This window comes from Janthinobacterium sp. BJB401 (genome assembly GCF_013372745.1).
Lineage (GTDB): Bacteria > Pseudomonadota > Gammaproteobacteria > Burkholderiales > Burkholderiaceae_D > Janthinobacterium > Janthinobacterium rivuli.
The window spans coordinates 58,911-72,038 of sequence record NZ_JABXFH010000014.1; the positions used below are offsets into that span (position 1 = coordinate 58,911).

At 61.9% G+C, this 13,128-nt stretch carries 6 protein-coding genes; 3 read left to right on the top strand and 3 right to left on the bottom strand.

Annotation, left to right across the window (positions count from 1 at the left end; genetic code table 11):
* Window positions 1-123 precede the first annotated feature (123 nt).
* The gene (locus HWE17_RS11815; RefSeq protein ID WP_255206215.1) at window positions 124-2,799 is read left to right on the top strand and encodes a TonB-dependent receptor; all 2,676 of its coding nucleotides are present in this window, start codon (window positions 124-126) and stop codon (window positions 2,797-2,799) included.
* 357 nt (window positions 2,800-3,156) lie between these two features.
* The gene (locus HWE17_RS11820; RefSeq protein WP_035825173.1) at window positions 3,157-6,003 is read left to right on the top strand and encodes a TonB-dependent receptor; all 2,847 of its coding nucleotides are present in this window, start codon (window positions 3,157-3,159) and stop codon (window positions 6,001-6,003) included.
* Between the two features lie 79 nt (window positions 6,004-6,082).
* Here HWE17_RS11820 and aroG read toward each other — a convergent pair whose 3' ends face one another.
* A complete protein-coding gene (gene aroG / locus HWE17_RS11825; protein WP_035828690.1) occupies window positions 6,083-7,147 on the bottom strand; it encodes a 3-deoxy-7-phosphoheptulonate synthase AroG in 1,065 nt (354 codons plus the stop codon).
* 461 nt (window positions 7,148-7,608) lie between these two features.
* On the opposite strand from aroG, the gene HWE17_RS11830 reads away from it, so the two are divergent.
* Window positions 7,609-10,491, top strand: a complete 2,883-nt coding sequence (locus HWE17_RS11830; protein WP_255206216.1) for a TonB-dependent receptor — start codon at window positions 7,609-7,611, stop codon at window positions 10,489-10,491.
* Window positions 10,492-10,692: 201 nt separating this feature from the next.
* On the opposite strand, the gene tldD is transcribed toward HWE17_RS11830, so the two are convergent.
* Both tldD and HWE17_RS11840 read right to left on the bottom strand, forming a co-directional pair.
* Entirely contained in the window at window positions 10,693-12,153 is a 1,461-nt protein-coding gene (tldD, locus tag HWE17_RS11835) for a metalloprotease TldD (RefSeq protein WP_035825171.1), read from the bottom strand.
* A 157-nt stretch (window positions 12,154-12,310) separates the two neighbouring features.
* Window positions 12,311-13,111 carry a carbon-nitrogen hydrolase family protein gene (locus HWE17_RS11840; RefSeq protein ID WP_099400774.1) on the bottom strand — a complete coding sequence of 267 codons (801 nt, stop codon included), beginning with the start codon at window positions 13,109-13,111 and terminating at the stop codon, window positions 12,311-12,313.
* Window positions 13,112-13,128: the final 17 nt, after the last annotated feature.

Below are 13,128 nucleotides of genomic sequence, written 5' to 3' on the forward strand. Positions count from 1 at the left end.
TCCGACTGTGGCGCGCGAACACGCATCCACATGCCTATTGCGCAAACGCAAACCTTAGCTCCCGCGCGCCTGTAAAACTCCCTTGCAGGCCACTTGGCCAAACCCACGCCACAGGAGTGTCAGATGATGCCAACCCGCAGTCCCTTCCCTGCCTTGCGCCTGCTGTGCGCAGCCTTGCTCGGTGTTTATGGCCATGCGGCCATGGCGCAGGACACCGACACAGCCGGCACGCCCGCCATGCAAAGAGTCGAAGTCACCGGCTCCTCCATCAAGCGCCTCGTCGCGGAAACGGCGACGCCCTTGTCCATCTTCAAGGCCGAGGATTTCGCCAGGCAGGGCTTGACGACGGCCCAGGAAGTGCTGGGCAGGATCCCCGCGAACGCGTCGAGCATGGGCAGCGGCAATGCCGTCGGCGGCAATACCAGCGGCTTGCCCACGGGCGGCCAGGCCAGCGCCGACTTGCGCGGACTGGGCGGCGACAAGACGCTGGTGCTGCTCAATGGCCGGCGCATCGCCAACCATCCGTATGACGGCGCCAGCGTCGACCTGAACATCATTCCCATCGCCGCCCTGGAAAGAGTCGAAGTGCTGCGCGACGGCGCCTCGGCCATCTACGGCACGGACGCCATCGGCGGCGTCATCAACTTCATCACGAAGCGCTCCGTCAACGTCACGAACATCACCGCCGAAGTCGTCGCCCCCCAGCACAAGGGCGGCGACGAGCACCGCCTCAACCTGTCGACGGGCTTTGGCGAGCTCGACACGGATGGCTACAATATTTTTGGCGTGCTCGACTATCACAAGCAAGAAGTGCTGACCTCGCAGGACCGCGCCTTCTCGGCCACCGGCATCATCCCCTCGCGCGGCCTGTCCATTACCAGCGGCACGACTTTCCCCGGCAATTACTTCGATGCGGCCGCCAACGGCGGCAAGGGCCTGGCCGGCAATCCCTACGCGGCCAGCGGCTGCCTGCCGCCGCTGTCGGTGCCGGCCGTGCCGGCGAACGGCACTTGCCGCCAGGATTACACGCGCCAGATCGACGACCTGCCGGCGCAGGAACAGCTGGCATTCTTCGGCAAGGGCGCCTTCAAGCTGGGCGGCGGCCACCTGGCCACGGTGGAATATCTGCATTCGGAAAACAAGGTGAAGGCACGCACGGCGCCGCCGCCGCAAACAGGCTTGATCCTGCCCAGCACCAGCCCTTACTATCCGGGCAATGCGGGCGGCGTGCCGGCCCAGCCGGGCTTGTCGGGCCAGCCCCTGAGCGTCAACTGGCGCCCCGTCGAGGCAGGCCAGCGGCAGATCGATTCCACCGGCAAAGCCGACCGCCTGGTGCTGGCGCTGGAAGGGGAACTGGCGGGTTGGGATTACAAGACGGGACTGAGCCATGCGATCAGCAAGTCGTCGGAGAAATTTACCAACGGCTATGTGCAGGATGCGAGCTTTGCCGCTGGCGTGCTGAACGGCATCCTGAACCCGTTTGGCGTGCAGGATGCCCCCGGCAAGGCTTACCTCGACAGCACGGCCCTGCGCGGCGAAGTGCAGAACGCCAGGGTCACCACCACGGGCTTCGACCTCAAGGGCAGCCGCGAGCTGATGCAACTGGCCGGCGGCCCGCTGGCCATCGCTTTGGGCGGCGAAGTGCGGCGCGAAAAGGCCGACTTCAACGTCAACCGCGACATCGCCGGCCAGGCCACCAGTTCCGGCTTGTCGGGCTCGCTGTCGAAGAGCGGCTCGCGCTCCATCCAGGCCGTCTTTGGCGAAATCAACTTACCGCTGATCAAGGACCTGGAAGTGCAGCTGGCCGCCCGTTTCGACCATTACAGCGACGTGGGCAGCACCACCAATCCCAAGCTGGCCCTGCGCTACCAGGCCAGCAGCGCGCTGGTGCTGCGCGGCTCGGCCAGCACGGGTTTCCGCGCGCCCACCCTGTTTGAAAAGAATGCGCCACCGTCGAAGAACGATACCAACGATAGCTATGACGACCCGATTTTGTGCCCCGGTGGCGTGCCGCAAGCCGGTGCCAATCCCTTGCGCGATTGCGACTTGCAGCAGTTCAAGCTACAAGGCGGCAATGAAAACCTGAAACCGGAAAAATCCACGACCTTCGCCTTCGGCCTGGTGCTCGAGCCGATCAAAGAAGTGACCGTCGCCATCGACTACTGGAACATCCATTTGAAGGACAAGATTGCCTCCTTGCCCGAGCAATCGATCTTCGGCAACTACGAGAAATACAAGGCCTTGTTCCTGCGCAATCCCGATGGTTCGCCGTACGCCATTCTCGACCTGAACGATAACCTCGGCGAAGTGAAAACCGACGGCATCGACGTCAGCCTGAATGCGCGCCTGGCACGCGGCGCGTATGGCGATGTCAGCGTCACGGTCGATGGCACGTGGACCCACAAGTACGACTACCAGAACGAACGCAACGGCGCCTTCATCGCCAACGTGGGCCGCTATGCCGACAACAATCCGGTATTTCGCTGGAAGCACACGGCCGCGCTGAACTGGCGCAAGGGCAACTGGGGCGCCACCCTGTCGCAATCGTTCAAGTCGCGCTACACGGACCAGAACCTGGTCGAGCCGCCATACCGGCACGATGTGTCGTCGTACAGCCTGCTGGGACTGTCGGGCAGCTATGCGTGGAAGGGCTTGCTGCTGACGGCCGGCGTGAAGAACCTGCTGGACAGGGAGCCGCCGTTCTCGAACCAGGGCACCTTGTTCCAGAAAGGCTATGACCCGCGCTACACGGACCCGGTCGGGCGTGCGTATTACCTGCGCGGCAGCTATACGTTTTAAGGGGAAAAGTTCAGGTCGACAGATAAAACAGGCAGCGCTGGCAACAGCGTGCCAGCGACAGAAAAGCGGCGCCATCAGCGATGATGTGCGCCGTTTTATTTTACGCATCTGAGCAGGACTGACAAGGGTTCACGATACTTTATTGCTGAAGGATTATAAAAAAAACAGGAAAATGTTGCATTTTGTCCAAAAAGTCCGCGCGAAATTGACAATCTGAATGGTGAATGTTTTGATGAGGGCCCTGAAAATTTACAGAATTTTCATTGGTGGATTTGTAAAAAGGCAAATAAATTGTTGGCGAGCAACAAGTTATTTCAAAATAATTGCCGCCTTTATCACAATAACAAGGAATTTCAGATGATGATAGAAAATGTAATATCGCGGTCGCTGCGCCTGATGTTTGCAGGCGGCATGGCCCTGAGCATGCACGCCGCGTATGCGCAAGAAACAACAGATGGCACCATGCAACGCGTGGAAGTCACGGGTTCGAGCATCAAGCGCATCGCTTCCGAAGCGTCGCTGCCGGTGCAGTCGTTCAACCAGAAAGACATCAAGAAAACCGGCGTCACCACGGTGACCGATTTCATTCAGCAGATTCCTGCGATGCAGGGCTTCTCCGTGGCCGCCGATTCGGTTGGCGGCGGCGGCGGCGGCGTCACCACGGCCTCGATTCACGATATCGGCGCAGCCTACACGCTGGTGCTGCTGAACGGCCGCCGCGTGGCGCCATCCAATTCCGGCACCACCATCGACCTGAACTCGATCCCGCTGTCGGCCATCGAACGCGTGGAAGTGCTGACGGACGGCGCCTCGGCACTGTATGGTGCCGACGCCATCGCCGGCGTGGTCAACTTCATCCTGAAAAAAGGCGCTGCGCCGCTGGAAATCAATGCCAAGTACTCGCGTCCTGAAGAATCGGGCGGCGCCAGCAACTCGATTTCGATCAGCAAGGGCTTCGGCGACATCGACGACGATGGCTACAGCATCTTCGTGTCGGCCAGCCATGACGAACAAAAATCGCTGAAAGCATCGCAGCGCAGCTTCGCGAAAAGCGGCATCATCAATTTCAACGATCCGAAGACCGGCAAGGCGCTGCAATTCATCAACGGTTCCTCGCGTTCGGCCCCTGGCAACGCCACTGTCGATTACAACCGCACCGATCCGCTGACTGGCGCCGTGGTCATCAATCCGAAGACCGGCACGCCCTTCGTCGATAGCGTCAACCTGAACCCGTACGCATTGGCCCATGGCGGCAAATGCGCCGCCAGCAACATGGATTTCTATGGCGACGGCAACTGCTATTTCGATTCGCCATCGACCATCGAAATCAATCCTGAATCGAAGCGCGACGCCATCTTCAGCTCGGGTACCGTCAAACTGGGCAAAACCGGCTTCCAGGGTTTCTATGACCTCGCCTACACCGAAGCGCGCGTCATCGCCAGCATTGCGCCATACCCGGCCGATTTCTCCGTCGACGTCGGCTCGCCGCTGTTCAACAAATACCTGGCGCCGAACCTGACGCCAACGCAATTGGCCAACGCCACGGGCGCCGTCGCCAAATACCGCCTGTCGGAAATGGGCAACCGCGTCTACAACTACGGCACCAAAGCCACCCATATCGTCGCCGGCGTCGATGGCAATGCATTCGGCTGGGACATCAATTCCGCCGTGACCTACTCGAAAAACAAGCAGACGCAACAATACGTCAGCGGTTTCCCCCTGTCGGACAAATTCGATGCGCAATTGGCTGATGGCAACATCGACCCGTTCGCCTACCCTGTGGGCTCGATGCCGGACGCCATGCGCCAGGCACTGATGGGTACGGGCTTCAGCGGCACCTACAACACGCAAACCGTGGAAATGAAGGGTGTCGATGGCCGCGCTTCGCGTCCCGTGTTCTCGCTGCCGGGCGGCACTGCCATGCTGGGCGTGGGCGCCGACTACCGCAACACCTCGTACAAGGTGCAACAGGCGGATGTGGCCAAGCAGGCGCAGATCCTGTTTGACAATGTACAAGTCGACAGCGAATACGCGCGCGACAATGCGGGCGCGTATGCCGAACTGATGCTGCCGATTTCGAAGAAACTGGAAATGACCGGCTCGCTGCGTTATGACCAGATCGGCGCCATTGACAACAAGCTGACGGGCAAGACGGTAGGTAAGAAAGAAAACGCCACCACCTGGAAAGTCAGCGGCAAGTATTCCGCGACCAAGAGCCTGATGTTCCGCGCCGCTGCCGGCACCGGCTTCCGCGCCGCCAGCATGCAGGAAATCGCCGGTCCGCTGGAAGACTGGGGCGTTACCGGTGGTAACTATCAATGCCCATTGACGGCAGCGAACGGCATGGGCGGTCACCCGCTGGCCAACTATTGCGAAGGCGTGGTACGCCAGCAGTTCGAAGCCTTCCAGAGCGGCAATCCGGAATTGAAACCGGAAACGTCGAAGCAATGGAGCATCGGCACCGTGTTCGAGCCGATCGACAGTCTGTCGATGTCGTTCGACCTGTGGAACGTGCAGATCAACGATCAGGTGACACCGGTCTCCGAAGGCTTGATCTTCAGCAATCCAGCCAAGTATGCCGACCTGTTCACTACCAAGCACATCACCTCGACGGGCAAGGACGTGCTGGCCGTCAAACTGCTGCCAATCAACATTGGTAAAGTGGAAAACCGCGGTATCGACTACGACTTCACCCACAAGATGAAGCTGCTGGACGGCCGCCTGACGAGCCGCCTGATGGGTACCTACCTGCTGCGCTCGCGCTACACGACGCCAGGCACGAATGATCAATGGGAAACCAGCCTGAATCGTTATGGTTCGAACGACAAGGTCAGCTTCCGCAACATCATCCGCGCCACCACCACGTTTGAGACGGCCAAGTTCACGCATACACTGAGCGCCAGCTATCGCAATGGCTACACCGACAAGGAACAGACTGAAAAAGGCTGCGCCGTGATCGTCGCCGGCAGCCCAGGCGAATGCTATGGCATCCAGCTGGAAGTGCCGAGCTACACCACCTTCGACTTCCAGACGGCTTACCGTCCGCTGAAGAACGTGGAAGTCACGGCTGGCATCCTGAACCTGTTCGACCGCGATCCGCCGTTCACCCTGCGTAACACGGGTTCGCATCAAGTGGGCTACAACCCATCGTACTCGAGCGCCCTGGGCCGCCAGTTCTATCTGAGCGGTTCCTACAAGTTCTAAGCTCATCGTGAGCTGAAAACTGAAAAGCCCGGAAAGCTTAGCTTTCCGGGCTTTTTTTCATGCTGCGCGCCACGTCACTTTATTCCGCGTCGCCCTGCAAGCGGCGCTGCTTGACTGCCGCCGCCAGGTTTTCCAGCACGGCCACGCTGGCGCTCCAGTCGATGCAGCCGTCCGTGACGGACTGGCCATAGATCAATTCCTTGCCCGGGATCAGATCCTGACGCCCCGCCACCAGATGCGATTCCACCATCACGCCGACGATGCGGCCATCGCCGCCGGCCACCTGGCTGGCGATGTCGGCGCACACGGGGATCTGGTTTTCCGGTTTTTTCGAGCTGTTCGCATGCGAGGCGTCGATCATCAGGCGCGCCGCCAGACCTTGCGCCCCGATGGCCTTGCACGCCTCGTCCACGCTGGCCGCGTCATAGTTCGGGGTTTTTCCGCCGCGCAAGATGATGTGGCAATCCTCGTTGCCATTGGTCGAGACGATGGCCGAGTGGCCGCCCTTCGTGACGGAGAGAAAATGGTGCGGCTGCGAGGCGGCCTTGATGGCTTCCACAGCGATTTTCACATTGCCGTCCGTGCCATTCTTGAAGCCGACGGGACACGACAATCCCGACGCCAGCTCGCGGTGCACCTGCGACTCCGTCGTGCGTGCGCCGATGGCGCCCCAGCTGATCAGGTCGGCGATGTATTGCGGGCTGATGACGTCGAGGAATTCGGTGCCGGCCGGCAAGCCCAGCTCATTGATATCGCGCAACAGCTCACGCGCCATGCGCAAGCCGTCGTTGATGCGGAAGCTGTTGTCCATGTACGGGTCGTTGATCAGGCCCTTCCAGCCCACCGTGGTGCGCGGCTTCTCGAAGTAGACGCGCATGACGATTTCCAGTTCGCCAGCGAAACGCGCGCGCTCCTTGACGAGCAGGCGCGCATATTCCATCGCCGCCTTGGTGTCGTGGATGGAGCAAGGGCCGATGACCACCATCAGGCGGTCGTCCTGGCCATGCAAGATACGGTGCAGGGCAATGCGGGCGCTGGCGGCGGTCTGTTCGGCTTGCTCCGAGCAGGCGAATTCGCGGATCAGGTGGGACGGCGGAGTCAATTCCTTCATTTCGCGAATACGCAAATCATCGGTGCGGGGCATCATTTTCTCCAAAATTTAAGGAAGGGTAAAACATCTGGGTAAAAAAAAACCGCCATCAGTGGCGGTTTTTTAGAATTTGCTGGGATCTCGTGTTGCTGCTACGTGAACCGACCGCTACTCCACCGCCTTTGGGTTGGAATTGCTAAAGTAAAAATAAGCGGTAAAAAAGTGGCGAGCGAACATGCGAGTCATCCGTAAGTGATGAACGACTATAAACCTAAATTGCAACGGTTGGCAAGCATATTTGTCGGCAAAGCCGCATGCCGCCGCCGTTTACACTGCACAACACGCAAAAAAGCATAAAAAGTTGCGCGCTGCCGATACCCGCCTGTTCACCCCTACCGCTGTGCTCGTCGTGGCAACCACGCCACGCCGGCCATTCTATCGACGACAAGCGGGGCACTACTTGATCTAGATCTAGTCCCGGCGTCGTCGCACGGACAAAACTCAAGGACGTATCGATGACCTTTGACCGCCTGACCTTTCCGGAGAACCGCATGATCCCTACATCATCCCTACAGTCCGCTGCCTTTTCACCACCCAGACTGGGCCTGGCACTGGCCAGTGCGCTGCTGAGTCTACCCGTCCTGGCACAGGACGCCGCGCCGATTGCCCGCGTGGAAATCACCGGCTCGAACATCCGCCGCGCGCAAGCAGAAACGGCTTCTGCCGTACAAACCCTGAACGCAGCCGACATTGAAAAGTCGGGCAAGTCCAGCGTGGCCGAGCTGCTGCAGACCCTGGCCGTCGACAACCAGGGTTCCGTCCCCACCACCTTCGGCAACGGCTTTGCCGCCGGCGCTTCCGGCGTGTCGCTGCGCGGTCTCGGCACGGCCTCGACCCTGGTGCTGCTGAATGGCCGCCGCGTCGCGCCGTATGGCCTGGCCGATGATGGCCAGAAAGTATTTGCCGACCTGAACATCATCCCCCTGGAAGCGGTGGAACGGGTGGAAATCCTCAAGGATGGCGCCTCGGCCATCTATGGCTCCGACGCCATCGCCGGCGTCGTCAACGTGATCCTGCGGCGCGACTATCAGGGCACGGCCATCAAGGGCAACTACGGCAAGACGAAGGAGTGGGACGGGCGCGATGCGCGCGCCGCCATCACGCACGGCTTCGGCGACATCGACAGCGACCGCTACAACGTGCTGCTGAACCTCGAATACAGCGAAAAGGCCGCCATCTGGAACCGCAACCGGGCCGGGCGCGGCGCCATCGGGCGCAGCGACTTGCGCGACCTGGGCTTCAGCGCGCAGGAGTCGCTGAGCGGCGCGGGCGCCATCACCACCAACAATGCGGCCGGCAGCGCCGTCAACGGCAATGTGCGCAATCCCGACACGCTCGACTACTACAACCGCGGCAACCTGGCCGGCGCGGATTTTACGCGCACCTTCCCCGGCGCCGCCTGCGGCAACTTCACCACGCATCCGCAAGGTGATCCGGGCGGCGGTTGCCTGACCGATGCCGCCCAACAATACGGCCAGATCCAGCCCAGGCAAAAGAACATCAATTTCTTCGGCCGCGCCGCCTGGCAATTGACGCCAGCGCTGCAAACGTATGCCGAATTGAACCTGTATCACAGCAAGTCGAACTCGGCCACCACGCCCTCGACGGTCAGCGGCTCGGTCGGCTACCCGGGCGGCCCTGTCAGCAATGCGGGCGTGTCGCTGGGCGCGGCCCATCCGGACAACCCGTATTTCGGCACGGCGGCGCGGCTGCGCTACCTGGCGGCCGACGTGGGGCCGCGCCTGTCGGAAGTCAACTCCACCTTCACGCGTTTTGTCGCCGGCATCAAGGGCAGCGTGGCGGGCTGGGATATCGACAGCGCCCTGCTGTACTCGCAGAACAAGGTGTCAAACGACCTGGACGGCTACCTGCAGCGCGACGTGGCCTTCGCCCTGCTCAACCCGACTGCCGCCAATGTGGCGGCGGCCAGCCTGAACCCCGCGTATGCGGCCCTGCCAGCCGGCAGCCTGTGGCGCATCGCGGAAAACGCGGGCCTCAATTCGCGCGAGCTGTATGCGGCCCTGTCGCCGCGCATCTCGAATGACGCCAAGACGCATATCGCGCAGATCGATTTCAAGGCCAGCCGCGAATTGGGCAAGCTCGACGGCGGCAGCCTGGGCGTGGCCGTGGGCGCGGAATTCCGCCACGAATCGACGGAACTCAAGCCCACCACGGGCACGGAACGGGGCAATATCATCGGCCTCGGCTATTCCGCCTACAAAGGCAGCCGCAATGCCTCGGCCATCTATGCCGAGGTGCTGGCGCCCGTGCTGAAGACCGTGGAACTGTCGGGCGCCCTGCGCGCCGACCATTTCACCGACGTGGGCAATTCCTACACGCCGAAAGTGGGCGTGAAATGGACACCCGTGCGCGAACTGGCCCTGCGCGGTACCTTCGCCAAGGGTTTCCGCGCTCCCAGCGCGGCAGAAAACGGCGTCGGCGGCCTTGCAGCATTCTCCACCGCCAGCGATCCGCTGCGCTGCGCGCTGGGTGTGGAAGTGGCGTGCGATCCAGCGGCAATCGCCGTCATCACCTCGCCCAATCCGAACCTGTCGCCCGAGCGTTCGCGCAGCTATTCCGTGGGCGCCATCTGGGACCCGCTGCCGCGTACCAGCATTTCCGTCGACCTGTGGCAAATCCGCCGCAAGAATGAAATCAACCAGGAGCAAACGGATGCGGCCATTGCCGCCGGCAACGTGGCGCGCGACCCCACGACGGCCACCGGCATTCCCGGCGATCCGGGCGCCATCACGGCCGTGCTGGCCAACTATGTGAATTCGGCGCAAACGACGGTGCGCGGCATCGATATCGACGCGCGCCAGCGCTTCAGCCTGGGCAGCGACTATGGCAGCCTGGTGTTCGATGTGAAATGGACGCATCTGTACAAATGGCTGCGCACGGAGCAGGACGGCACGCAGCGCGATTTTGCCGGCACGCATGGTAATTGCGACGTGTCCAACTGCATGGGCACGCCGGACGACCGCATCAACCTGGGCGCCACCTGGGAACGCCAGAACTGGCGCGTCACGGCCAACGTCAATTACCGTGCACCGCTCGACAACGTGCGGTTCAAGAATGACCCGGACGGCTGCGCCACGCATTTCGCCGACGGCACGGATGCCCCACACGGTTGCCGCATCGCCTCGTTCACGACGGTGGACCTGACTGCCCGCTGGCTGGCCACGCCCAAGCTGGAAGTGTTTGCGACGGTGCAAAACCTGTTCGACAAGATCGCCCCGCTCGATCCGCTGACCTATGGCGCCACGGGCTACAACCCGCTCGACTATGCGGGCGCGGCAGGACGGTTTGTCAGCGCGGGGGTGAAGTACAAGTTCTGAGAAATAGCGGTGGTGTCGGGTTACGCGCTTTGCGCTAACCCGACCTACGCGAGCAGCATGCCAAAAATGTAGGTCGGATTAGCGGGGCGCAGCCACGCGTAATCCGACAACTACGCAAACGCCATGTCAGAAAAAAGTAGGTCGGATTAGCCCGGAGGGCGTAATCCGACAATCGCGTTGGCTGCGCAGTGCCCAAAAAAATCAGGCAGTCCCGCCAACCGTGATGCCATCGAGGCGCAGGGTTGGCTGCCCCACCCCCACGGGCACGCTTTGCCCCTCCTTGCCGCACACGCCCACGCCCGAGTCCAGGCGCATGTCGTTGCCGATCATGGAGACGCGGTTGAGTACGTCCGGGCCGTTGCCGATCAGGGTCGCGCCCTTCACCGGGTAGCTGAGCTTGCCGTTTTCAATCATGTACGCTTCGCTGGCCGAAAAGACGAACTTGCCATTCGTGATGTCGACCTGGCCGCCGCCGAAGTTGACGGCATACAAACCGTTTTTGACGGAGGCGAGGATCTCGCCCGGGTCCTTGTCGCCACCGAGCATGTACGTGTTCGTCATGCGCGGCATCGGCAGGTGGGCAAACGATTCGCGGCGCGCATTGCCCGTCACGGGCATTTTCATCAGGCGCGCATTCATGGTGTCCTGGATGTAACCCTTCAGGATGCCATCCTCGATCAGGGTCGTGCACTGCGTGGGGTTGCCCTCGTCATCGATATTCAGCGAGCCTCGGCGGCCGGCCAGGGTGCCGTCGTCGACCACGGTGACGCCCTTGGCGGCCACGCGCTCGCCGATGCACCCGGAAAACGCGGACGAGCCCTTGCGGTTGAAATCGCCTTCCAGGCCATGGCCGATCGCTTCGTGCAGCAGGATGCCGGGCCAGCCAGGACCCAGCACGATGGTCATGGGGCCGGCGGGCGCCGGGCGCGCGTCCAGGTTCACGAGGGCCGAATTGACGGCGTCCGTCGCGTATTGTTCCAGCACGGCATCACTGAAATAGTCATAGCTGAAACGTCCGCCGCCACCGGCCGAGCCCGTTTCGCGGCGGCCATTCTGTTCCGCGATCACGGTCAGCGAGACGCGCACGAGAGGGCGGATGTCGGCCGCCAGCACGCCGTCGCTGCGCAGCACCAGCACCACGTCGTATTCGCCGGCCAGGCCCGCCATCACTTGCACCACCCGGGGATCTTTCGCCCGCGCCATCTTTTCCACGCGCTCCAGCAATTGCACCTTGGCCGTGGCATCCAGCGAGGCGAGCGGATCGTTGGGCAGGTACAAGGAACGTCCACCCTGCGCAAGCATCTGGCCCGCGATCTTGATTTTTCCGGCGCCGGCGCGCGCAATCGTGCGCGTGGCCGCCGCCGCTTCCAGCAGGGCACGCTCGGAAATGTCGTCGGAATACGCAAACGCCGTCTTGTCGCCGGACACGGCACGCACGCCCACGCCTTGGTCGATGGAAAAACTGCCCGTCTTGACGATGCCCTCTTCCAGGCTCCAGCCTTCGCTCTTGGTCGACTGGAAATACAGGTCGGCATAGTCGACCTTGTGCGTAAACATCGTGCCCAGGGCTTTGAGCAGCTTGTCTTCATCGAGGCCAAACGGCGTGAGCAGGATATCGCGCGCCACGGCCAAGCTCGACAGATTGGGTTCAAATGGCTTCATAACTTTGCACTCGCTAATTATATTCAACTCATTCTCAGTACCTGACAGAAGCGTAGCGAGCGGCAGTGATTTGTGGCCGAGAAGCGCAGCCGTGCTTGAGCACGGTGAGCATCGCAGGCCGCAAAGCGCGACGCGCAGTAGCTTATGTCAGGTACCCTCACATAGTGCGGTGCGCCAGGGCTGGCAGCGACTCGCGCACGCCGGCCAAAAACAGCAGGTCGATCTCACCGCTGACCACGCCCTCGCCTTCGGGCAACACGGCCTTCACTTCGCCCCACGGGTCGATCAGCATGCTGTGGCCCCAGGTGCGGCGGCCGTTCGGATGCAGCCCGCCCTGCGCCGAGGCCAGCACATAGCACTGATTTTCGATGGCGCGCGCGCGCAGCAGCACTTCCCAGTGGGCGCTGCCCGTCGTATGGGTAAACGCGGCCGGCACGACGATCAGCGCGCAATCGCCCATGGCGCGGTACAGCTCGGGAAAGCGCAGGTCATAGCAGATGGACAGGCCGACCCGGCCGAACGGCGTCTCGATCGAGCGCACCTGCGCGCCCGGCACGATGGTGCGCGATTCATTGTACGACTCGGTGCCGCGCGTAAAACCGAACAGGTGGATCTTGTCGTAGCGGCCGGCCGGCGCGCCTTGCGGGTCGTACACCAGCGTGGTATTGAGGACCTTGCCCTCCTCGCCGGAAATCAGTGGCAAGGTGCCGCCGATCAGCCAGATGCCGTGCTGGCGCGCCATCTGCGCCATGCCATCCTGGATGGGTCCGCTGCCAGGCTGTTCCGCATGGGCCAGCTTGTCCGTTTCCTGCTTGCCCATGATGGCCCAGTATTCGGGCAGCACCACCAGTTGCGCGCCAGCGGCGGCGGCCTGCGCCACCAGGCGCCGCGCCGTGGCCAGGTTGTCGTCCACGGATGGCGAGGAAATCATTTGTACTGCTGCGACTGTATGCATCATTGCCACCTTTTCTCCAT